This window comes from Streptomyces ossamyceticus, assembly GCF_001418475.1.
In the GTDB taxonomy this organism is placed as follows: Bacteria; Actinomycetota; Actinomycetes; order Streptomycetales; family Streptomycetaceae; genus Streptomyces; species Streptomyces ossamyceticus.
On record NZ_LIQX01000410.1, the window covers coordinates 1 to 21,862 of the forward strand.

17 protein-coding genes, 2 pseudogenes and 1 riboswitch are annotated in these 21,862 nt (G+C 71.1%); of the genes and pseudogenes, 4 read left to right on the top strand and 15 right to left on the bottom strand.

Features of this window, described 5'->3' with window-relative positions; all coding sequences use genetic code 11:
- The coding region (locus AOK15_RS27500) for a sensor histidine kinase (RefSeq protein ID WP_205632238.1) at positions 1 to 1,840 on the bottom strand (1,840 nt) is incomplete at its 3' end.
- 388 nt (positions 1,841 to 2,228) lie between these two features.
- Between AOK15_RS27500 and AOK15_RS48875 the strand changes: the two are divergent.
- A pseudogene (locus AOK15_RS48875) lies at positions 2,229 to 2,315 on the top strand (hypothetical protein); the annotation flags it as partial.
- A 13-nt stretch (positions 2,316 to 2,328) separates the two neighbouring features.
- Here the strand turns inward: AOK15_RS48875 and AOK15_RS27505 are convergent.
- Positions 2,329 to 3,498 carry an MBL fold metallo-hydrolase gene (locus AOK15_RS27505; protein ID WP_055521049.1) on the bottom strand — a complete coding sequence of 390 codons (1,170 nt, stop codon included), beginning with the start codon at positions 3,496 to 3,498 and terminating at the stop codon, positions 2,329 to 2,331.
- 225 nt (positions 3,499 to 3,723) lie between these two features.
- Between AOK15_RS27505 and AOK15_RS27510 the strand changes: the two genes are divergently transcribed.
- A complete protein-coding gene (locus AOK15_RS27510) occupies positions 3,724 to 4,908 on the top strand; it encodes a Glu/Leu/Phe/Val dehydrogenase dimerization domain-containing protein (RefSeq protein ID WP_055521050.1) in 1,185 nt (394 codons plus the stop codon).
- Between the two features lie 20 nt (positions 4,909 to 4,928).
- Positions 4,929 to 5,537 (top strand): TetR/AcrR family transcriptional regulator, encoded by a 609-nt coding sequence (locus tag AOK15_RS27515; protein WP_185093488.1) that lies wholly within the window; start codon positions 4,929 to 4,931, stop codon positions 5,535 to 5,537.
- A gap of 245 nt (positions 5,538 to 5,782) precedes the next feature.
- Here the strand turns inward: AOK15_RS27515 and AOK15_RS27520 are convergent, their stop codons facing one another.
- The 4 genes and pseudogenes from AOK15_RS27520 to AOK15_RS27530 all read right to left on the bottom strand — a co-directional run bounded on the left by AOK15_RS27520 (position 5,783) and on the right by AOK15_RS27530 (position 10,501).
- The gene (locus tag AOK15_RS27520) at positions 5,783 to 6,568 is read right to left on the bottom strand and encodes an SGNH/GDSL hydrolase family protein (RefSeq protein ID WP_055521052.1); all 786 of its coding nucleotides are present in this window, start codon (positions 6,566 to 6,568) and stop codon (positions 5,783 to 5,785) included.
- A gap of 119 nt (positions 6,569 to 6,687) precedes the next feature.
- Positions 6,688 to 6,843 (bottom strand): annotated as a pseudogene (locus AOK15_RS47310) (DUF6250 domain-containing protein); the annotation flags it as partial.
- A gap of 169 nt (positions 6,844 to 7,012) precedes the next feature.
- The gene (locus AOK15_RS27525; protein ID WP_055521053.1) at positions 7,013 to 7,963 is read right to left on the bottom strand and encodes a M23 family metallopeptidase; all 951 of its coding nucleotides are present in this window, start codon (positions 7,961 to 7,963) and stop codon (positions 7,013 to 7,015) included.
- 4 nt (positions 7,964 to 7,967) lie between these two features.
- A riboswitch (cyclic di-AMP (ydaO/yuaA leader) is annotated at positions 7,968 to 8,126 on the bottom strand.
- A gap of 302 nt (positions 8,127 to 8,428) precedes the next feature.
- The gene (locus AOK15_RS27530) at positions 8,429 to 10,501 is read right to left on the bottom strand and encodes an alpha-galactosidase (RefSeq protein ID WP_055521063.1); all 2,073 of its coding nucleotides are present in this window, start codon (positions 10,499 to 10,501) and stop codon (positions 8,429 to 8,431) included.
- 220 nt (positions 10,502 to 10,721) lie between these two features.
- On the opposite strand from AOK15_RS27530, the gene AOK15_RS27535 reads away from it, so the two are divergent.
- Positions 10,722 to 11,519 carry a tyrosine-protein phosphatase gene (locus tag AOK15_RS27535; RefSeq protein ID WP_055521054.1) on the top strand — a complete coding sequence of 266 codons (798 nt, stop codon included), beginning with the start codon at positions 10,722 to 10,724 and terminating at the stop codon, positions 11,517 to 11,519.
- A gap of 47 nt (positions 11,520 to 11,566) precedes the next feature.
- Here the strand turns inward: AOK15_RS27535 and AOK15_RS27540 are convergent, their stop codons facing one another.
- The 9 genes from AOK15_RS27540 to AOK15_RS27580 all read right to left on the bottom strand — a co-directional run.
- Positions 11,567 to 11,689, bottom strand: a complete 123-nt coding sequence (locus tag AOK15_RS27540) for a DUF6126 family protein (RefSeq protein ID WP_055521055.1) — start codon at positions 11,687 to 11,689, stop codon at positions 11,567 to 11,569.
- A complete protein-coding gene (locus AOK15_RS27545) occupies positions 11,682 to 12,317 on the bottom strand; it encodes a helix-turn-helix domain-containing protein (RefSeq protein ID WP_055521056.1) in 636 nt (211 codons plus the stop codon). The genes AOK15_RS27540 and AOK15_RS27545 overlap by 8 nt, the downstream gene beginning before the upstream one ends.
- A gap of 96 nt (positions 12,318 to 12,413) precedes the next feature.
- Positions 12,414 to 13,823, bottom strand: coding sequence for an aspartate aminotransferase family protein (locus tag AOK15_RS27550; RefSeq protein ID WP_055521057.1), 1,410 nt, complete (start codon positions 13,821 to 13,823; stop codon positions 12,414 to 12,416).
- Positions 13,820 to 15,808 (bottom strand): 1-deoxy-D-xylulose-5-phosphate synthase, encoded by a 1,989-nt coding sequence (gene dxs / locus AOK15_RS27555; RefSeq protein ID WP_055521058.1) that lies wholly within the window; start codon positions 15,806 to 15,808, stop codon positions 13,820 to 13,822. Before dxs ends, AOK15_RS27550 begins: the two co-directional genes overlap by 4 nt.
- A 40-nt stretch (positions 15,809 to 15,848) precedes the next feature.
- Entirely contained in the window at positions 15,849 to 17,006 is a 1,158-nt protein-coding gene (gene ispG, locus AOK15_RS27560; protein ID WP_055521059.1) for a flavodoxin-dependent (E)-4-hydroxy-3-methylbut-2-enyl-diphosphate synthase, read from the bottom strand.
- Positions 17,007 to 17,010: 4 nt separating this feature from the next.
- Positions 17,011 to 18,033, bottom strand: coding sequence for an adenosyl-hopene transferase HpnH (gene hpnH, locus AOK15_RS27565; protein ID WP_055521060.1), 1,023 nt, complete (start codon positions 18,031 to 18,033; stop codon positions 17,011 to 17,013).
- Between the two features lie 5 nt (positions 18,034 to 18,038).
- Entirely contained in the window at positions 18,039 to 18,683 is a 645-nt protein-coding gene (locus tag AOK15_RS27570) for a phosphorylase family protein (protein ID WP_055521061.1), read from the bottom strand.
- On the bottom strand, positions 18,683 to 20,677 hold the full coding sequence (shc, locus tag AOK15_RS27575; RefSeq protein WP_055521062.1) for a squalene--hopene cyclase: 1,995 nt from the start codon (positions 20,675 to 20,677) through the stop codon (positions 18,683 to 18,685). The genes AOK15_RS27570 and shc overlap by 1 nt, the downstream gene beginning before the upstream one ends.
- A 136-nt stretch (positions 20,678 to 20,813) precedes the next feature.
- A partial coding sequence (locus AOK15_RS27580; protein WP_055521064.1) for a polyprenyl synthetase family protein occupies positions 20,814 to 21,862 on the bottom strand: 1,049 nt, incomplete at its 5' end.

A 21,862-nucleotide genomic window follows, 5' to 3' on the forward strand; every position in this document is an offset into this window, starting at 1 on the left:
GTTGGGGCACGATGTGCTGCTGTGCGCGGCACCATGGGCAAGCCCCAGCTGCCCCGGCGCCGCGCACAGCGGCACATCGTGCCCCAACTGCGCGGCGCCGGGGCAGCTGGGGCTTGCCCATGGTGCCGCGGACCGTGCCGCCGAGGCGCGGGGTGGGGGGCGTGCCGGTGTTGTCGGCCACGGTGCGCCGGTCCTCGGGACGGATCCCCGGCACTGCCTCGGACGGGTTGGGCCGGTCCTCGCGCGCGCCGCGCACCGGCAGCGGGGTGATACCCCCGGTCCGGCCTCCGCCCTGCTGGCCGCCGCGTCCTGTGCCCTGGTTCTGCCCGCCGCCGCGGCCCGCCTGATGGCCCTGCTGGCTGCTGCCGCGGCCCGGCCCCTGCTGTCGGGGCACGGAGGGACGCGTGGGTCCCGGGGCGGCGGGGCCGGAGTCGGGGCGCCCGGACCGCGCCGGCCGGCCGGCCGGGCCGGTGGGGAACTGCTGGACGGGGGCGGGACCGTCCGCCGGTCCGGGCGCGGCCGGCCGCAGCCCGGAGGGATGCTGGGCGTGACGGGGGCCGGTGCCCGGTCGGGGTACGCCGGTGGGCTGCCGGGTCCCCGCCTGGGGCTGTGGTACGTCGTCGGGGGCGGACTGGTCGGCGCCGAGCAGTCCCTGGGGGACGACGAAGGCGGCCTGGACGCCGCCGTAGATGTTGCTCTGGAGGCGGACCTGGATGCCGTGGCGGCGGGCGAGCTGGGAGACGACGAAGAGGCCGATGCGGCCGTCCTGGAGGAGGCTCGCGACGTTCACCTGGTCGGGGTCGGCGAGCAGGGCGTTCATCTTGTTCTGCTCGGTGACGGGCATGCCGAGACCGCGGTCCTCGACCTCGACGGCGAGTCCGGAGGTGACGAGGTTGGCGCGGAGCAGGACCTGGGTGTGGGGGGCGGAGAACACCGTGGCGTTCTCGACGAGTTCGGCCAGCAGGTGGATGACGTCGGCGACGGCGTGGCCGCGCAGGGTGCCGTCGACGGGGGGTACCAGCTTGACCCGTGAGTACTGCTCGACCTCGGCGATCGCGGAGCGCAGCACCTCGGTCATGGGGACGGGGTTGCTCCACTGGCGGCGGGAGACGGCGCCGCCGAGGACGGCGAGGTTCTCGGCGTGGCGGCGGATGCGGGTGGCGAGGTGGTCGACGTGGAAGAGGCCCTTGAGCAGGTCGGGGTCCTCTATCTCGTTCTCCAGGTCGTCGAGGATGGAGATCTCGCGCTGCACCAGCGACTGCAGCCGCCGGGCGAGGTTCACGAAGACCTCCAGCTTCTGCTCGCTGCCCGCGTGACTGGAGAGCTGGGAGGCCTGGACCACGGCGGTGACGGCGCTGTCGTGGGCGCGGGTCAGTTCGGCGGAGAGGAGTCCGAAGTCGTCGGTGTCCGGGCCGGACTTGGGGCGTGGGCCGCGCGCGGGCGGCTGCTCGCCGCGCCGGAGCGCCTCGACGAGGGCCCGCAGGTCCTCCTCGCCTTTGGCGCTCGACTCGCGCAGGACGCCGAGGCGTTCGCGTACGGATCTGGCGGTGCGGTCGGCGGCCACGGAGGCGATCAGGACGGCGGCGAGGGCGACCGCGGCGGCGCCGGCGAGTACCGCCCACAGGGTGGGGCCGGGGCGGTGTGCGCCGGCGCGGACGGTGAAGAGCACGGCGGCACAGGCGCTGAGGGCCACCGCGGTGGGGGGCAGGACCGCCAGACGCAGCAGTTGTGGCCGTATGTGGATCTCGGGCAACGCGGGGACGGCACGGGTGGCCGATCGCCCGTGCCGCCCGCCCTCACGGCGGTCTGCGCGTGCGGCCGGTGCGCGAAGGTGAGACATCAGCGTCCTCGTACTGGTCCGTCTGGGTGTGGGGGGTGCCGCATCTGGGCGACTTGGGCGTGCGCCATCGCGTGTCGGTCGGGAGAGTCGAAGAATTCGCCACTGCGTCGACCGACGGCAACTCACAGTAGTCGCCAACGCGTCATGTGCGGTGCGCAGTTGACAAAAAGCCCCGCAAAGCGCGCGGCTCTGGTATGAGGCTTCGCACGACAGACCGACCTTTTTTCGGACGGGCGTTCCTGTCGCTTTCTTTGTGCGACACCATTTCGATCAGAGCTGGTCGGAACGGGTCGTCAAAAAACAGCGAGGGCCGCGGAGCAATGTGCTCCACAGCCCTCGCCGTCAATCGAAAAATCACCCTGTCGGGAGAATTCCCAAGAGGTTGACGATGTCGGTCGCCGCTTTCCGAAGGGGCGAATTTCGAAGGGTCGACTTCCGACGGGTCGACTTCCGACGGGTCGACTTCCGAAGGGTCGACTTCCGAAGGGTCAGCTCTCGGCGACCAGATCGAGTTGTTCCCCGACCGGCGGCCAGGCGGTCCAGCCCTCGGCCGGTCGGCGGGCGACGGACCGCCACCACGGGTCGGCCGGCGGCGTGTTCCGCGGCTCGAACGGCTCGCCCGGCCGCGGCGTGGCCAGGGTGACCCCCGCCTCGTGCGCGGCCCACAGCGAGCGCTCGCCGGGCTCCGCCCAGGAGTGCATCGCGAGGTTGAACGTCGCCCAGTGGATCGGCAGGAGCACACCGCCGGTTCCGCCGCCCTGGAGATCGAGGTGGGTCCGCAGCCCTTCCTCGGGCGTCATGTGGATGTCGGGCCAGAACTCGCTGTACGCGCCGATCTGGATCATGGTGATGTCGAACGGGCCGTGTTCGGCACCGATGTCCTTGAAGCCCTGGAAGTAGCCGGTGTCGCCGCTGTGGTAGATCCGGTGCTCGTCACCGGCGACGACCCAGGACGCCCACAGCGTCTGCTGGGCGTTGCGCAGGCCGCGGCCACAGAAGTGCCGGGCGGGGGTGGCGGTCAGGGTGAGGCCGCCGACCTTCGTCGCCTCGTTCCAGTCCAGCTCGCGGATACGGCCCTCGGAGACGCCCCAGTGCTCCAGATGGGCACCGACGCCGAGGGGGACCGCGAAGACGGTGTCCGTGCCGGCCAGCGCCTTGATCGTGGGCATGTCGAGGTGGTCGTAGTGGTCGTGCGAGATGACGACGACGTCGACCGGTCCGAGGGCGGCCAGCGGCAGCGGCGCCGGGTGGAGCCGCTTGGGTCCGGCGAAGGGGAACGGGGAGCAGCGCTCACCCCAGACGGGGTCGAGGAGCACCCGGTGCCCGTCGATCTCGGCGAGCACGCTGGAATGGCCCATCCACGTGATACGCAGACCGCTCGCCGGGGGTCTGGCCAGGTCGGCGAGGGTCGTGGAGTGCACGGGGATCAGACCGGCGGGGGCCCGGCGAACCCGCTCGTCCTTGCGGAAGTACCCCTTGGCCATTTCCAGGGCGACACCGCGCGAGGGTGCGAGGCGAGCACCCTCCGGGTTCACGAACGCGCCGTTCGCGAAGTGCGGGGACCTGCGGATCCGCTCCAGCCTGGCGCCGGTCGGAACCGCACCGAAGGCGGCTGGCTGGACACGCAGCCCCGAGCTCTGCGAACGGGAACCGGACACGGCACCTCCTGGTGGATTCGCTGAGGCATTCCATTATGGTCCGCCCCGCCGACAGCGCCGCGCCCGATCCGGGGGGCACAGTGACATACTGACCAACGGTTCAGTAGTGCCATCTGTTCCCCGGCTACCGCGGACCCGGCGCCTGTTCTCTACAACCCGCTCCGCCCGCCATCCGTTCCCGCCCGCCACCGCCACTCGTCCTCCGGCCGTCTCCCAGGAGCCCGTATGTCCGCCCCGTACCTCTCCCTGACCTGGACCGATCACGTCACCGGCCGTCGTGGGTTCCTCGTGGTGGACCGGCTGGTGCGCGGGGTGGCCAGCGGCGGGCTGCGGATGCGGCCGGGCTGCACCCTCGACGAGGTCGCCGGCCTGGCCCGCGGCATGACCATGAAGGAGGCGCTGCACTACGACCCGGAGGGTCGTTACGTCCCGCTGGGCGGCGCCAAGGGCGGTATCGACTGCGATCCTCGGGACCCGGAGGCGTACGGCCTCCTGGTGCGCTATCTGCGGGCGACGCGCCCGTACATCGAGGCGTTCTGGACGACCGGCGAGGACCTGGGGCTCTCCCAGGACCTGGTGGACCGGGCGGCCGCGGAGGCGGGCCTCGTCTCGACCATCCAGGCCGTCTACCCCCTGCTCGACGACGAGCGGGCCGCCCGGCGTCGGCTGGCGGACGCGTTCGCCGTCGAGGTGGACGGCATCGGGCTCGACGAGCTGGTGGGCGGCTGCGGGGTCGCCGAATCCGTGCTCACGGCCCTGGACCGGACCGGCACGCCGTACGCCGGGACGCGGGTCGCCGTGCAGGGCCTGGGCACGATGGGCGGCGCCACCGCACGCTTCCTCGCCCGGGCGGGCCTCACGATCGTCGCCGTGGCCGACATCAAGGGCACCGTCTCGAACCCCGTCGGCCTGGACGTCGAGGCCCTGCTCGCCGCCCGCGACACCCATGGCACGGTCGACCGCTCCGCGCTGCGCCCGGAGGACCGGGAGACCTCCTCGGACGCCTGGCTGGCCGTCGACGCCGACGTCCTGGTCCCCGCGGCCGTCTCGTACGCGATCGACCCGGCCAACCAGGGGCGGATCACCGCCCGCCTGATCGTCGAGGCGGCCAACATGCCGGTCCTCCCGGAGGCCGAGGACCTGCTCACCGCCCGCGGGGTGACGGTCCTCCCCGACGTGGTCGTCAACTCCGGCACGAACGCCTGGTGGTGGTGGACCCTGTTCGGCGACATCTCCCCGGACGCGCGCGGCTCCTTCGACCACACCCGCCGCTCCATGCGTGCCCTCGTGGACCTGATGCTGTCCCGCGCCGAGCGGGACGGCACGACTCCCCGGGCTGCCGCCCACGCGCTGGCCGCCGACCGTCTCCCGGTCATCGAGGCGCGCTATGGGCGCCACCGCCCGATCTGACCCATAGGTAAGGTTGCCGTGTGGGCAGGGTGAGGTTGAGCGTGGCCGAGCGGCGCGAGGAACTGCTGCGGGCGGCCATCGAGCAGATCGAGGCGCGGGGCGTGGCGGCGGTACGGATCGCCGACGTGGCCGCGTCCCTCGGTGTGAGCAACGCCTTGGTGCTCTATCACTTCTCGACCAAGGAGAAGCTGGTCGCCGAGGCTTTCCGCCACGCCGCCGAGGGCGACCTCGCCCACCTCCGCAAGCTGATCGCCCGCCGTACGACGGCGCTGCGCCGCCTCCGGGCGGCCGTCCGCTGGTACGCGCCCACCGGCCAGGCCAAGGGCTGGCGCCTGTGGATCGAGGGCTGGGCGGTCTCCCTCCGCGACCCCGCCCTCCGCGAGGTCACCCGTGACCTGGACCTCCAGTGGAAGGCCGCGCTCACCGGCCTCATCGAGGAGGGCACGGCCGCCGCGGAGTTCCACTGCCCCGACCCGCAGGCATCGGCCCTCCGCCTCACCGCCCTCCTGGACGGCCTGGCCGTACAACTCACGTCCTACGACGGAGCGGTCTCCCGCACGAAGGCCCAACAGTGGGCGGACGACACCCTGGCCCGCGAACTCAACCTGCCGGAGTCACCCACGCGCTGACCCCAGAGGCCGCCGACGTGCCACGGCGACGGGCAGGCTGCCCACGCACGGATGGGGCCGGGCCGGAGGCCGGCCGGCAACGCACGGAAGGAGCCGTGCCGGTGCGTCAAGCCCGTCGCCCACAGCGGCCCGGAGAGCCCGTCCCCACTCACCCCGAGCAGTAGGGCACCGAGCGCCGGGCTGACGCACCGGCACGGCCCCGCCCCACGGCGAACCGCACGCGCGAGCGGCCGAACCCCACCGGTTCAGGCCACGGACGCGATCCGCATCTTGATGTCGTCGGGCGACAACGCCCCCTTGGCCGACACGTGGTCCCCGGACGACTCCCCGCGCAGCCGCCGCCCGATCCACGGCACGAGGTACTCCCGCGCCCAGTGGATGTTGTCCCGCCGCACCTCGAACGTCCCCCGCGGCGGCAGTGGCGGCCACGGCTGCTCGGGGTCCGCCGGCACCTCCAGGCCCAGCACCTGCCCGGCCCGCAGCGCGACCCGCGTGTGCCCCTCGGGCGACAGGTGCAACCGGTCGTCGTCCCAGGCCCGCCGGTCCTGCACGGTCCTCAGCGACCACAGGTCGAGCACGGGACAGCCGTACCGGTCGGCGATGGCCCGCACATGCCCGTTGTACGTCGCGATCTTCCCCCGCAAGTGCCGGAGCACCGGTACGTCACGCGTGTCGAAGCCGGTGGTCACCATCACCGTGCCGACCGCCGAGGTGAGCCGGACCACCGCCCGCTCGAACCGCTCGGCGACCTCGTCGGGGTCGGTGCCGGGACGGATGATGTCGTTCCCGCCCGCGCAGAAGGACATGAGGTCCGGCGCGAGTTCGAGAGCCCGCGGCACCTGGTCCTCGATGATCTGGTCGAGGAGCTTTCCGCGTACCGCGAGATTGTTGTACCTGAAGTCGCCCTCGGGCACCCGGTCCGCGAGAAGCACCGCGAACCGGTCCGCCCAACCGACGAACGCCCCGTCGGGGCCGAGGTCGCCGACGCCCTCGGTGAAGCTGTCCCCCACCGCCACGTACGACCCGATCACTGATCTGCTGTTCTTCGAATCGTCTGCCACATCGGGCCATGATTCACCTTCGGATGTGACCTACGCGACCGTAATAAGGGGTTGACGGGCGGTGAGATAGACCACGCTTCAAGATTCGATCAATCCGGGAATACGCCAGGTCGGGACAGCCGCCACACTCTGAAGTCCTGGATCCGGAAGTGACTCCACGTCGTCCGGAAGCCGAAGTGCCCACTGGTGTACGGCTCGGGGTCGACGTGGTCGAAGACAAGCCGCCCGCTGTTCCACCAGCGTGCGGCGATCACGCGCGCAACGTCCGGACCGCGATCCACGGCAGCGGGCCCCACCCGACCCCAGACACGGCGAAGGCCGGACCCCGGGCATCGGGGTCCGGCCCTCACCGGCGCCCACCCGGCCATCGACGACACGTCGGACAGGCCGGACACGTCAGGGACGTCGGAGACGTCAGACGGTGACGCCCTTCGACCGGAGGTAGGCCAGCGGATCGATGTCCGAGCCGTAGTCGGGGGTCGTACGGATCTCGAAGTGCAGGTGCGGGCCGGTGACGTTGCCGGTGGCGCCCGACAGGCCGATCTGCTGGCCGCCGGTCACGGACTGGCCCGCGGAGACGCCGATCGAGGAGAGGTGGGCGTACTGGGCGTAGTAGCCGTCGGCGAGCTTGATGACGACCTGGTTGCCGTACGCGCCGCCCCAGCCGGCGGAGACGACGGTGCCCGCGCCCACGGCCTTGAGGCTCGTGCCGGTCGGGGCCACGAAGTCGACACCGGTGTGGTAGCCGCTGGACCACATGCTGCCGGCGGTCTTGTACGCCGTGCCGATGGTCGCGCCCTCGATGGGCAGGCTGAAGCCGGAGCTGTTCGACGAAGCGGGCTGACCCGCGGACGTGTCGGCCACGTCCTGCGTCGCGGACGCGGAGGCCTTCGACGCCTCGGAGGGCTTGGACGACTGCGTCGACGGGGCCTTCGTCGACGACTGCGACAGCCCGGCCTTCGCGGCCTTGCCGCCGATGGCGAGCTTCAGGCCGGGGTGGATCAGCGAGGGGTCGGAGCCGATCACGGAACGGTTGTCCGAGTAGAGCCGCTTCCAGCCGCCCTGGACGTCCTGATCGTCCGCGATCTTCGCGAGGTAGTCGCCGGCCTTCACCGTGTAGGTCCTCGTCGCCTTCTTCTTGGCGGCGACCTGTTCGATGGCACCCTTCTCGGGGGTGGCCGTGATCGTCTTCTCCGAAGCCCCGGAAACGGCGGCCCCGGAAACGGCGGCCGTGGGGGTGGCGGCATGGGCGCCGGCGGCGCCCATCAGGGGCAGTGCGAGCGCGGCGCCACCGGTTCCGGCGGCGGCGATGGAGCGGGTGAGACGCTGGGACTTGGGACGGCGGTGCTTACCCTTCGCGGGCATGGCGAATTCCTCTCCGGCGCCTGCGAGGTGAGCTGTCGGGTGCGGACTGGAGATGTCCGGCCGGGCGTGTGCCCGGCTTTACCCCTAGCCGTTCCGGAGACCGGAACAGGCGGTACTACCTGTGGGTCCCCCGCTCCTGCCATGGATCGGGTCGGTACGCGGCTCCGGTCGGCGGCAGGATTGGGCGTCCGTCCGGATCGAGGGTGAACGTAAGCGACTTGTCCCCACAGAGACAACCATCGGGATTTCCTGTACGTCTTCCTACGTGATCCATACAACGAATCCCGATTACGCTCCGTAAACAGGCGCCGGATATCCCTTTCCAATGGCCCTGGAAATGCGTGAAGATTACGTGGACATGGCGGCAACGGTGCGTCACGGATATGACGCTGCTCACGCACCTACGCCTCAGTAGTCTTTATTCCAGGGCCAGTTGGATTAACAGTTCCATTTCGGACAGAGCGCTCACATGCGACGCAAGCGGACAACCTTCGCGTCGAAGTCGCCGCGCAGCCCCGTCCGCAAGCCGTGATGCAACAGCACCGCCCCTCGGTGCAGTTCGCCCGTTTCGCGGCATTCGTAGGTCGCCGCGGGGTCGAGGCCGCGCAGCCGGAGCGGCGGGAGCGGCTCGCCGTAGTGCTGGGCCTGGAGGCAGGCGAGGACGACCACCTCGTCGCCGTGGACGTACTGCACGGCGCTCATCCCTCCGCTCGGCGGACGCAGCCGGTAGAGATCGCCGCGCTGCACGACGGGCTTGATCTCCTTGTACAGCTCCACCCACTCCCGCGCCTCGGCCAGCTCCTCGTCGCTCCACCGCGTGAGGTCGCCGCCGACGCCGAGCACGCCCGCCATGGCACTGACGAAGCGGAACCGCAGGGAGCTGACCCGGCCGTTGAGCTGGTTGTTCGGGCTGTCGGTGACCCAGGCGGCCATGACCCGCGCGGGGTGGATGTGACTGAACCCGTGCTGGATGGCGAGCCGGTCCAGCGGGTCGGTGTTGTCGGAGGTCCACACCTGGTCGGTCCGCGACATGACCCCGAGGTCGATCCGGCCGCCGCCGCCCGAGCACGACTCGAAGGCGACGCCGGGGTGCGCGGCCCGCAGCCGGTCCAGCAGGGCGTAGTAGGCGTGCACGTGCTCGACCCACAGCTTCTGCGGGTACTCCTCACCGGGCCAGCCGGCGTCCGTGAAGCAGCGGTTGAAGTCCCACTTCACGTAGTCGATCGGGGCGCCGGAGAGCAGGGTGTCCAGCTTCTCCCACAGGTACTCCTGGACGTCCGGCCGCGCGAGGTTGAGCACCAGCTGATTGCGGAGTTCCGTCCGCTTTCGTCCCGGTTGGAACTGTGCCCAGTCGGGGTGCGCCCGGTACAGCTCGCTGTCCGGGTTGACCATCTCGGGCTCCACCCAGATGCCGAACTGCATGCCGAGGGCGTGCACCTGGTCTGCGAGCGGCTTCAGCCCCTCGGGGAAGCGGTCCGGGTTGGGCGTCCAGTCGCCGAGTCCGGCCCGGTCGCTGGTGCGCGCCCCGAACCAGCCGTCGTCGACCACGAACAGCTCGACCCCGATGGCCGCCGCCCGCTCGGCGAGCGCCCGCTGCTGCTCCTCCGAGATGTCGAACTCGGTGGCCTCCCAGGAGTTGAACAGCACCGGACGGTCCCGGTCGGCGTCGGGGATGACGTACGCCCGCTGGTAGGCGTGCCAGGCGCGGCTCGCCCCGCCGTGGCCGCCGTCGGACCACAGTCCGGCGAAGACGGGAGTGGTGAACGTTCCGCCCGCCTCCAGTCGCAGCAGGCCCGACTCGTCGTACCCGGCACCGCCGGTGATCTGCACCCGCGCGTCCGGGAGCTGGGCCACGGCGATCCGCCAGGAGCCCGACCAGCCGAGGGCGCAGCCGTAGACCTCGCCGTGCTCCTCGGTGGCGTCGGTGTCGAGGGCGACCCAGGGCAGATGCTGGTGTCCGGTGTGCCCGCGGCGGCTGCCGATGACCTTCTCGCCGTAGGTCAGCTCGCCGCGCGCCAGGCGGGACTCGGCCGCCCACCGGCCGTGCAGCTGGGACAGGCGCCAGCTCTCCTCGCGGCGGGGCAGCGTCCAGGTCGCGGAGTCTGCCCGCAGCAGTTCCACGGTGGTCCCCTCGTTGGCGAGGGTCACCCAGCGCTCCACGACGTCGTCGCGCATCCGGTAGTGGAGCGTGATCCGCAGACCGTCGTCGAGGAAGCGCAGGCGCAGCTCGTCACCGTCCGCCTCGTACTCCTGGAAGGTCCACTCGGTGCCGCGCCGCTCCTCGGTGCGGACCGAGAGGGCGGGGCGGGTGAAGCGGGGCCCGCCCTCGACGGGGTACTCCTCGTGGCCGTCGACGGGAGCTTCGAAAGGCCAGTAGGGCAACTCCTGGCGGGCGGCCAGCTCCTCGGCGTCGGCGAGGGTGATCCTCGGGCCCCAGTGGAGGTGCAGCAGCTCGTCGTTCTCGGTGAGCCGCAGGGCGTAGCTGCTCCGGGGGCCCGTGAGAAGCCAGGTCCGGCCGTCCGTGGCGATGTCCAACATCATGGCCTCACAAATTCGAACAGGTGCGATCGTGCTTCAACATCATTGCAGGTCGTCGCGGGAGCGCCCCGCCGCCTGTGGACAACGGAACGCCGACGCCGTGGGCGCCTGTGGACAACTCATTGCGTCAGGCACCCATGTCGTATCGTCGAGGGGCGCCTCGATGCCGAGGGCGTGCCCGTCGACGATCGGCGCCGACGGCCGGATGGGAGGAGCCCCCGTGACGCAGCAGATCCCGTCGACCGAGCCCGAGTTGGCCGGGGTGCGCAATTTCCGTGATGTGGGCGGCCTGCCGACCGTGGACGGCCGCCGGGTGCGTCACGGAGTGCTGTTCCGCAGTGGGCATCTCGCGCACGCCACCGACGACGACGCCGCGTTCCTGAGCTCCCTCGGCCTGCACACGATCTTCGACTTCCGCAATGCGGCCGATCAGAAGCTGGAGGGCCCGGACGTCGAGCTGCCCGGCGTGCGGAACGTGAATCTGCCTCTGTCCGACCCGGCGGACGGCGCCGAGTTCTGGAAGATGGTCCGCGACGGCGATGTGGACCAGCTGCGCGCGCTGCTGGACGACGGCAAGGCGGCGGGCCGGATGATCGCCTCCTACCGCACGATCATCAAGCACCGCACGGCCGAGCACTCCAATGTGCTGCACGCGCTGGCGGAGGACAGCGTGCCGGCGCTGATGCACTGCGCGGCCGGCAAGGACCGCGCGGGCCTCTCGATAGCGGTGACGCTCCTCGCCGTCGGTGTGGAGCGCGAGGCCATCGTGGCCGACTACCTGGAGTCGAACGCCAAGCACCGCCGCTACAAGGTGCACCGCAGCAGCAGCTCCCCGAACGCCTACTCCCCCGAGATCATGGAGCTGCTGAGCCCCCTGTTCGACGCCCGCGCCGAGTACCTCCAGGCGGCCTTCGACACGGTCGAGGAGACCTGGGGCGATGTGGACACCTACCTGGAGCAGGGCCTGAAGCTGACCCCCACGAGCCGGGAACTGCTGCGCGAGCGCCTGCTCGACTAGTCACCGCACAGCGCCCGCCCCGGTCACCGCTCGGGCACCCACCTGGGTCATTGCTTGGCGCCCACCTCGAACAACAGGTAGATGAAGGCCGCGAAGACATGGCCGACGGCGATGTAGATGATGAGCCGCACCCACAGGGCGCGGGGGAACTTCTCTTCCATGTCAGCCATGGGTGGTCTCCGGAGTGGTCGGCCCGAGGCACAGCGCGGCGGTCGGGCTCTGCAGCAGGGTGTGGACGAACAGCAGGTCGGCGCCGTCGTGATCGGCGGCGGCGATGCGGTGCGGGGTCAGCGAGTCGAAGTGCGCGCTGTCCCCGGGCCCGAGCAGGTGCGCGGCGTCCCCGAGACGCAGCCGCAGGCGTCCCTTCAGGACGTACAGCCACTCCTCGCCGGGGTGCACGCGCACGATGTCGCCCTGAGAGCCGTACGGCACATGGACGCGCAGCGCCTGCATCCCGCGTCCGGGGGCGCCCGCCTGCCAGTACGTCCAGCCGCCGGCCCGGGTGGGCTCCATGTCACCGGCACGCAGGACGGCGTCCCGTTCGGGGACCGTCTCGCCGAGCAGTTCGGAGACGGTCGTACCGTAGACGCGGGCCAGCGCGAGCAGCATCGGCAGCGAGGGCTGGCGCTGCCCCGTCTCCAGCCGGGAGAGGTGCGCCGGTGACAGCCCGGCGGCCCGGGCCGCCGCCTCCAGCGTGAGGGAGGCCCGGCGGCGCAGGGCACGCAGCTGCGGGGCGACGACGGGCAGGTCCGCGTCCGCCGCGGGCTCGGGAGGGTCCGTACCCTCGGAAGGGCTCATGCCCTCCATTCAGCCGCAGCTTTGCCTGCGGGGCAAATTTCTTGCCTCAGAGGCAAAGCGGCGGCCGCCGGAGTCACGGCCCGCTCGCAGCGTCGTCTATCGGTTGGCCACCGCCTGCTTCACCAGGGTCTTGCCGAAGTCCCACATCAGCCCGCCGCCGCTGTGCGCGTCGTCCATCACCTCGGTGAAGGCCGCGACGAACCGGTCCACTTCTCGCTCCCCGATGATCAGCGGCGGGATCAGCTTGATCACCTCCAGATGGTCGCCCGAGACCTGCGTGAGGATGCGGTGCCGTTGCAGCAGCGGCACGACGACCATCTGCGCGAACAGTCCCTTGCGCGCCGCCTGGAGCATCGTCCACCGGCCACGCAGCTTCAGCGACCTGGGTCTGCCGAACTCGATGCCGATCATCAGCCCCCGTCCGCGCACCTCGCTGAGCAGCTCGTACGTGTCGACCAGCGCGGACAGCCGGCTCTTGAGCAACTCTCCCGTGGCGCGGGCGTTCGCCACGATCTCCTCGTTCTCCATCACGGACAGGACGGCGAGCCCGGCGGCCATGGCCTGGGCGTTGGAGCCGAAGCTCGCCGAGTGGACGAGGACACGGTCCATCGACGAGTAGACCTTCTTGAAGATCCACTCCTTGCCGAGGGTCGCGCCGACCGGTACATAGCCGCCGGAGAGGGCCTTGGCGACGCACACCAGGTCCGGCTCCACTCCCTCCTCGTGCTGGTAGGCGTAGAAGTCCCCGGTCCGCCCGAGCCCGGTCTGCACCTCGTCGAGGATGAGCAGCGCCCTGTGCCCGTGCAGGAGTTCCTGGGCGGCGCGCAGATAGCCGGGCGGCGCCTCGTGCACCCCCTTGCCCTGGATGGGTTCCACGATCAGGGCGGCGACGTCGCCCTTCCTCAGCTCCCTCGCCAGTGCGTCGAGATCACCGAGCGGTACGGCGGTGTCGGGCAGCAGCGGGGCGAAGCCGTCCCGGAAGCCGCTCTCGCCGTTGACGGAGAGGGAGCCGGTGGTGAGCCCGTGGAAGGCGTGATCGCAGTAGAGGACGCGGGGCCGGCCGGTGGCGTACCGGGCGAACTTCAGCGCGGTCTCGACGGCCTCCGTACCGCTGTTGCCGAAGAACACCCGGTCCAGGTGCGGGCTGTGGGCGAGCAGCCGTTCGGCGAGCAGTCCGGGCAGGGGCTGGCAGTCGAAGCGGGTGAGATCGGCGAGGTGCGCGTCCAGGACGTCGTGCAGCGCCTTGCGGACGACGGGGTGGTGGCGGCCGAGGCCCATCACTCCGAACCCGGCGAGCATGTCCAGGTGGTCCTGCCCGGCGGCATCCCAGAAGTACGCGCCCTCGGCCCGCTCGTAGACCTTGTCGAAGCCGATGGTGTGCAGCATGCGCGGGAGTTGGTGGTTCAGGTAGCGGGCGTGGAGTTCGTAGCGCTCGGCACCGCGCTCGGCGAGCAGTCTGCCGAGGTCGAACTCCCCGTTCCCGGCGGCGGGTTCCCCGGTGGTCATTGCGGTGTCTCCTTGACGGGCTCGGCCTCGATCGGATCCCCCTGCGACGCCGACGCACCCGTCGACGACGCCCCCTGAGCGCTCATGAGCGCCCCCTTCTCGACCGCGGCCTTCCCCGCCAGGCACGCGCTGATCCGTCCGGCGATGTCGACCGGTGTCAGCCCGATGTCCGCCAGCACCTCGCCCCGCTTGGCGTGCGAGAGGAACTGCTCGGGGATGCCGAACCGTCGTACGGGTACGTCCACGTCGGCGTCCCCCAGGGCCAGGGCGACCGCCGAGCCCACCCCGGCCGCCCGGCTGTTGTCCTCCACGACCGCCACCAGCCGGTGCTCGGCGGCGAGCAGCGGCAGCGCCGGGTCCACCGGCTTGACCCAGCGGGGGTCGACGACGGTGCAGCCGATGCCGCGCGCCTGAAGCAGCTCGGCGGCCTGGAGGCACACCCCCGCCATGACGCCGACGGCGACCAGCAGCACCTCCGGATCCGCGGGGACCGGGGGACGGTGCAGGACGTCCATGCCGCCGACCCGTTCCAGGGAGGGGATCTCGGGCCCCACCGACTCCTTCGGGAACCGGATCAGGGTCGGCGCGTCGTCCACGGCGACCGCCTCCCGTAGCTGTGCCCGCAGTTGTTCGGCGTCGCGCGGCGCGGCGATCCGCAGCCCCGGCACGACCTGGAGGACGGACATGTCCCACATGCCGTTGTGCGAGGCTCCGTCGACGCCCGTGACCCCGGCCCGGTCCAGGACGAACGTCACCCCGCACCGGTGCAGGGCCACATCCATCAGCAGTTGGTCGAAGGCCCGGTTGAGGAAGGTGGCGTAGACGGCGACGACGGGATGGAGGCCGCCGGTGGCGAGGCCGGCCGCCGACACCGCCGCGTGCTGCTCCGCGATCCCGACGTCCCAGACCCGGTCGGGGAACTTCTCCGCGAACTTGCCGAGGCCCACCGGGTGCAGCATGGCGGCCGTGAGGGCGACGACGTCCTCCCGCTCGTCGGCGATCCGGACGATCTCGTCGCCGAAGACCGACGTCCAGGACGGTCCACCGGGGGGACCGAGCGGCTCGCAGGTGAGCGGGTCCATCACGCCGACCGTGTGGAAGTGGTCCTCCTCGTCGGCGAGAGCAGGCTCGTACCCCCGGCCCTTCTGGGTCAGGCAGTGGACGAGGACGGGCCCGTGGAACCGTTTGGCCCGGCGCAGCGCCGACTCGACCGCCTGGACGTCGTGCCCGTCGATCGGTCCGACGTACTTCAGACCCAGGTCCTCGAACATGCCCTGGGGTGCGAACGCGTCCTTGAAGCCCTTCTTCGCCCCGTGCAGCGCCTCGTAGATCGGGTGGCCGACGACGGGCGTGCGCAGCAGGACGTCCTTGCCCCAGGCGAGGAACTGCTCGTAGCCGTCGGTGGTGCGCAGGGTGGCGAGATGGTTCGCGAGGCCGCCGATGGTCGGCGCGTAGGAGCGTTCGTTGTCGTTGACGACGATGATCAGCGGCCGGTCCTTGGCGGCCGCGATGTTGTTGAGCGCCTCCCAGGCCATTCCGCCGGTGAGCGCGCCGTCACCGATGACGGCGACGACATGCCCCCGCTCCCCCTGCACCTGGCGGGCCTTGGCGAGGCCGTCGGCCCAGCCGAGGGCGGTGGAGGCGTGGCTGTTCTCGATGACGTCGTGCTCGGACTCCGCACGCGAGGGGTAGCCGGACAGGCCGCCCTTGCCGCGCAGCCTGGAGAAGTCCTGACGTCCCGTCAGTAGCTTGTGGACGTAGCTCTGGTGACCGGTGTCCCACAGAATCCGGTCCGTGGGTGACTCGAAGACCCGGTGGAGCGCGATGGTCAGCTCCACCACCCCCAGGTTGGGCCCCAAGTGACCGCCGGTCCTGGCGACGGCGTGCACCAGGAACTCCCGGATCTCCTCGGCCAGTGCACCGAGTTCCGCCTCGGTCAGCGCCTTCACATCACGCGGTTGCCGGATGTTCTCCAGAATCGTCACGTCGGGCCCCCTCTCGATCCGTGCTCCACAGCCCGTGTCGTCAACTCACGGTGACCGCCGGTTCCCCCGACGCGACGCCGTCCTTCTCCATCTGCTCGGCGATCTTCATCGCCTCTTCGATGAGGGTCTCCACGATCTTCGACTCGGGCACGGTCTTGATGACCTCGCCCTTCACGAAGATCTGACCCTTGCCGTTGCCGGAGGCGACCCCGAGGTCCGCCTCCCGCGCCTCCCCGGGACCGTTGACGACGCAGCCCATGACCGCGACACGCAACGGCACCTCCATGCCCTCCAGCCCGGCGGTCACCTCGTCCGCCAGCCGGTAGACGTCGACCTGCGCCCGCCCGCACGACGGGCAGGACACGATCTCCAGCCGCCGCGCCCTCAGGTTCAGCGACTCCAGGATCTGGATGCCGACCTTGACCTCCTCCGCCGGCGGCGCGCTCAGCGAGACACGGATCGTGTCGCCGATGCCCTCGGACAGGAGCGCGCCGAAGGCCACGGCCGACTTGATCGTGCCCTGGAACGCCGGGCCGGCCTCGGTGACGCCCAGGTGCAGCGGGTAGTCGCAGCGGGCGGCGAGCTGCCGGTACGCCTCGATCATCACGACCGGGTCGTTGTGCTTGACGGAGATCTTGAGGTCCCGGAAGTCGTGCTCCTCGAACAGCGAGGCCTCCCACAGCGCGGACTCCACCAGCGCCTCGGGTGTCGCCCTGCCGTACTTCTGGAGCAGGCGCCGGTCGAGGGACCCGGCGTTGACCCCGATGCGGATCGGCGTCCCGTGGTCCTTCGCGGCCCGCGCGATCTCCTTCACCTTGTCGTCGAACTGCTTGATGTTGCCTGGGTTGACCCGCACGGCCGCGCACCCGGCCTCGATCGCGGCGAAGACGTACTTCGGCTGGAAGTGGATGTCCGCGATCACCGGGATCTGCGACTTGCGGGCGATGGTGGCGAGGGCGTCCGCGTCGTCCTGCGTGGGGCAGGCGACCCGCACGATCTGGCAGCCGGACGCGGTGAGCTCGGCGATCTGTTGCAAGGTGGCGCCGATGTCCGACGTACGGGTCGTCGTCATCGACTGCACCGACACCGGCGCACCGCCGCCGACGGCCACCGCCCCGACGTCGATCCGTCGGCTCTCCCGGCGCTCGGCGACCGGCCGGACGGGTACCTCCGGCAGCCCGAGGGACACGGCGGTCATGCCGTCACCCCCCGTTCCCGGAGACCGTCTCACGCAAAGCGCGCAGTGACTCCTTCAGCGATCCCATGGTGGCGAGGACGGCGGTGGGCTCGTAGCCGCAGTGCGCCATGCAGTTGGCGCACCGCGGGTCCTTGCCGCGGCCGTACGCGTCCCAGTCGGTGTCCTCGATCAGTTCCCGGTAGGTCGGGACGTAGCCGTCGCTCATCAGGTAGCAGGGCTTCTGCCAGCCGAACAGCGAGTAGTTGGGGATCGCCCACGCGGTGCACGGGAAGTCGACCCTGCCCTCCAGGAAGTCGAGGAAGAGGGGCGAGTGGTTCAGACGCCAGCGGCGCCGGTTGCCGCCCGCGAAGGCCTTCCTGAACAGTTCGCGGGTCTGCTCCACACCGAGGAAGTGCTCCTGGTCGGGCGCCTTCTCGTAGGCGTAGGCGGGCGAGATCATCATCTCGTCGACCTTCAGGTCGTCGTTGAGGAAGTTGAGGACCTCGATGATGGTCTGCGGGGTGTCGGTGTTGAAGAAGGTCGAGTTGGTGGTCACCCGGAAACCGCGCCGCTTGGCCTCCTTGATGGCGGCGACGGCCTCGTCGAACACGCCTTCCTTGGCCACCGACTCGTCGTGCCGCTCCCGCAGCCCGTCGATGTGCACGGCGAACGCGAAGTACGGCGAGGGCTTGAACTTGTCCATCTTCTTGCGCAGCAGCAGCGCGTTGGTGCACAGGAAGACGTACTTCCGGCGGGCCACCAACTGCCGCACGATCTCGTCGATGTGCGGGTGCATCAACGGTTCGCCGCCGGCGATGGACACCATCGGGGCGCCGGATTCGAGGACGGCGCCCACGGCCTGCGCCACCGGCATCCGCTGCTTGAGGACCCCGGCCGGATGCTGGATCTTCCCGCAGCCCTCGCACTTCAGATTGCAGGCGTAGAGCGGTTCCAGCTCGACGATCAGCGGAAACTTGTCGCGCTTGCGGAGCTTCTGTTCAGCGAGATACGTCGCCACCTTGATGGACTGGCGGAGCGGCATGGCCATCTGGCTCACCTCCTGGGGAGCAGCAAGGAACGGTGCCATTCGTAGTAAGCGGGGAGGACGGCACGAAGAACGCGGAAAGCCGATATTCCACCGCGTACCGTGCTGATTCGGACCAGTTCATGTTCTGGAGCGTCCACGACCACCCGGACGGCCGCAACCGGGCGCGCGCCCGCTCGCACGGCGCAGTGGAGCGTGACCGCGGATTCCATGTCGACCGCGATCGCTCCGGTGGCGAAGAGGTCCGCCCGTTCCTGACCGCGGACGACGTGATCGGATCCGGTGAGCGGTCCGGTGTGGACCGTGCGTCCGGGCACCGCCCGCCCCAGCTCCTTGACCAGGCGTTCGACGCCCACACAGGGCGTGACGGCGCCGTCCGGGCCCCGGGTCTCCCCGGCGACGACGAGGTCACCGGGGTGCATGCCGGGGGCGAGCCCGGCACAGAATCCGGTGGCCAGCACGGCGGCCCCCTCCAGTGCCCGGTCGGCGAGCAGCCGGGTGACGGCGCGCTCGGCGGCCTTCGGCCCCATGCCGGTCCGCAGGACGGTGACCGGGCCCCCGGCGCCGCCCGGGTCGCCGCTGCGCAGGGCGAACTGCTCGATGCCGAGCGCGCAGGCGATCAGCAGCGGGGCGGGGACGGCGGCCGTGTCCATCAGCTCGCCCCGGCCTTGAGGACGGCCGGTTCGCCGTGGACGTACCGGCCGAGCGCGGTGAGCGGGAACACCTGACGGTAGAGGTGGTAGTTGATGGAGAAGTCCCACGGGAAGCCGGTCCCCGTGAACTGCGGCTCGTCCCAGCCGCCGTCGTCGCGCTGGACTTGCGCGAGCCAGGCGACGCCGCGTTCCACGGCCTTGGAGTCCCGCTCCCCCGCGGCCAGCAGCGCGAGGAGCGCCCAGGCGGTCTGGGAGGCGGTGGAAGCGCCCTTGCCGCCCCATTCGGCGGGGTCGGGGTAGGAGCGCAGGTCCTCGCCCCAGCCGCCGTCGTCGTTCTGGACGGTCTCCAGCCAGGCCACGGCCCGGCGGATCGCCGGGTGCGCGGCGGGGAGCCCGGCGGCGACCAGCGCGGGGACGACGGACCCCGTTCCGTAGAGGTAGTTGACGCCCCAGCGGCCGAACCAGGCGCCGCCCGGCTCCTGTTCGGCGAGCAGCCACGCGATGCCGCGCCGGGTGCGCGGGTCGTGGGAGAGTCCCTCGACCGCGAGCATCTCCACCACGTGGGCGGTGACGTCGGCGGACGGCGGGTCGATGACCTCACCGAAGTCGCAGAAGGGCAGCTTGTTGGGGAAGACGCTGGTGTTGTCGACGTCGAAGGCCCCCCAGGCGCCGTTCCTCGACTGCATCCCGAGGTTCCAGCGGACACCGCGGGCGATGGCCCTCTCGACGCGTTCGGGGTCGGGGTGCCTGACCCTGCGCAGGGCCAGCACGACCTCGGCGGTGTCGTCGATGTCGGGGTAGTTGTCGTTGTGGAACTCGAACGCCCAGCCGCCGGGCGGGAGTTGGGGGCGCTTGACCGACCAGTCGCCGGGGCGGACGATCTCCTCGCCGAGCATCCAGTCGGCGGCCCTGACCAGTTGGGGGTGGTCGGCGGGCAGGCCGGCGTCGGCGAGGGCGATGGTGGCGAGGCAGGTGTCCCACACCGGTGACTGGCAGGCCTCGATCATGCGGGCGCCGTCCTCGCGCCACACGGCGAACCGGTCCAGGGACTTCAGGCCCGCCCGCATCACGGGGTGCTGGAGGTCGTAGCCGAGCAGATGGAGCGCGATGATCGAGTACACGGCCGGCGGCTGGATACCTCCCCAGCAGCCGTCGTTCTCCTGCCGCTCGATGATCCAGCGGGCCGCGCTGTTCATCGCCGCCTTGCGCAGGCGCTTCAGCGCGACCTTGTGGTAGCCGTGGAGCACCTTGTCGAGCCGCTGGAAGGCGCCCTCCCAGGTGCCGAGCGGGTCGAGGGGCGCGGGCGGGTTGGGCCGGCCGGGGTCGGTGTGCAGTTCGTCGAGCGGGAACGGGGCGGGCCGCACCGGGCGCTTCGCGGAGACGACGGTGAGCGGCACGATGGTCTGCCGCGCCCAGCACCCGAAGTCGTAGATGTTCAGCGGCATCCACTTCGGGAACCAGATCAGCTCCGGCGGCATCTCCGGCAGGTCGTCCCACTTCCACCAGCCGAACAGGGCGAGCCAGATCCGCGTGAAGACACGGGTCGCGGCGATCCCTCCGCGCCCCCGGATCCACGCGGACGCCTTCGCCATGTGCGGCTCCGACGGATCGTCACCGGCCAGCCGCAGCGCGACATACGCCTCGACGGTCGCGGAGAGTTCGGGTGGGCCGCCGAAGAAGGTCGCCCAGGTGCCGTCCTCGCGCTGCTCGCCCCGGATGAACAGGGCGGCGGCCCGTGTCGTCTCCTCGTCGCGGATGCCCAGGAACTGACGGAGCAGCAGGTCCTCGGCGTCCATGGTGACGTTGGTCTCCAGGTCGCCCTTCCACCAGCCCTGGGCGTCCTGACGCGCGAGGAGGAACGCGGTGGCACGCCGCAGGGCGCGTTCGGCGGTGTCCTGGACCCCCGCCGCCACCGGGGTGTGGGTGTCGGTGTCGCTGGCCGAGGCAGCGCGGGGCGGCAGGGCCCCGGTGCTTCCGTCGGTCGTCGCTGTCATGGCTTCCCCTTCGTGCAGTGGACGGATCTCTGCGGTGGGTCAGCCGTCGGCCGGTGCGTGTCCGGTGAACGGGCACCGGCCGGCGACTACGCGAGCGCTATTCGACCGATGGCGGCCGGCGGTCGGTCGATGGCGGTCATCTCTTCCGTACGACGACGAAGTCGGCGAGGGCCGTGAACTGGTCCCGGACGTGCTCGGGCATCCGGATCGAGTCCAGTGCCTCGATGGCCACGGCGTGCTGGCGGCGCGCCTCCCCGGCGGTCCACTCCCGGCCACCGGCCTCCTCGATGAGGGCGGCGCGGGCGGCGAACTCCGCCTCGGAGAAGTTCTCGAAGTCGCTGCTCTTGGCGTCGGCGGCGAGGAGTTCACCGAGCTGCTCCGAGGCGGGGCCGCCCGCCGCGAGCGCGGCCACCACGGGCAGGGACTTCTTGCGCTGACGCAGGTCGCTCCAGGTCTGCTTGCCCGTGGAGACCGGGTCGCCCCAGATGCCCAGCAGGTCGTCGACAGCCTGGAAGGCGAGCCCGAGGTGGTAGCCGTACTTCTCCAGCGTGTCGGCGGTGTGGTCGTCGGCGCCGCCGAGGACCGCGCCGATGGAGCAGGCGCAGGCGAGCAGGGCGCCCGTCTTGTTGCCCTCCATCTCCAGGCACTCCTCGACGGTGACCCGCTCGCGGTGCTCGTAGGAGATGTCCTGGGCCTGTCCGTCGATGAGCGCGCGGGTCGCGGTGGTGACACGGCGGGTGGCGCGGGCCGCCTCGGCGGTGCCGAGTTCGAGGAGGATCTCGTTGGCGAGGACCATCAGGGCGTCGCCGACGAGGATGGCCTGGGCGGGGTCGTACGCCTTCCAGACGGTGTCGCGGTGGCGGCGCTGTTCGTCGCCGTCCATGAGGTCGTCGTGCAGCAGCGAGAAGTTGTGCACCAGCTCCACCGCGACCGCGCCGGGGATGCCGACCTCGGGGGCGGCGCCGGTGACCTCGGCGGACATGACGGCCAGCGCGGGGCGTACGGCCTTGCCACCGTCCCCGGCGGCCGGGTTGCCGTGGGTGTCGATCCAGCCGAAGTGATAGGCCGCGACGGTGTTCATGGGGGGCGCGAGCCGCTCGATCGCCGCCCGCAGCACGGGCGTGGCCAGGGTCCGCCCGCGCTCCAGGAGCGCGGTCACGTCCACCGCGTCGGCTGCCGTCGCGG

Coding starts and splice junctions, on each gene's coding strand:
- AOK15_RS27510 (WP_055521050.1), top strand. CDS start 3,724: ATGTCCGCCCCGTACCTCTCCCTGACCTGGACCGATCACGTCACCGGC.
- AOK15_RS27525 (WP_055521053.1), bottom strand. CDS start 7,963: ATGCCCGCGAAGGGTAAGCACCGCCGTCCCAAGTCCCAGCGTCTCACC.
- AOK15_RS27530 (WP_055521063.1), bottom strand. CDS start 10,501: ATGTTGGACATCGCCACGGACGGCCGGACCTGGCTTCTCACGGGCCCC.
- AOK15_RS27540 (WP_055521055.1), bottom strand. CDS start 11,689: ATGGCTGACATGGAAGAGAAGTTCCCCCGCGCCCTGTGGGTGCGGCTC.
- AOK15_RS27545 (WP_055521056.1), bottom strand. CDS start 12,317: ATGAGCCCTTCCGAGGGTACGGACCCTCCCGAGCCCGCGGCGGACGCG.
- AOK15_RS27550 (WP_055521057.1), bottom strand. CDS start 13,823: ATGACCACCGGGGAACCCGCCGCCGGGAACGGGGAGTTCGACCTCGGC.
- ispG (WP_055521059.1), bottom strand. CDS start 17,006: ATGACCGCCGTGTCCCTCGGGCTGCCGGAGGTACCCGTCCGGCCGGTC.
- hpnH (WP_055521060.1), bottom strand. CDS start 18,033: ATGGCCATGCCGCTCCGCCAGTCCATCAAGGTGGCGACGTATCTCGCT.
- AOK15_RS27570 (WP_055521061.1), bottom strand. CDS start 18,683: ATGGACACGGCCGCCGTCCCCGCCCCGCTGCTGATCGCCTGCGCGCTC.
- shc (WP_055521062.1), bottom strand. CDS start 20,677: ATGACAGCGACGACCGACGGAAGCACCGGGGCCCTGCCGCCCCGCGCT.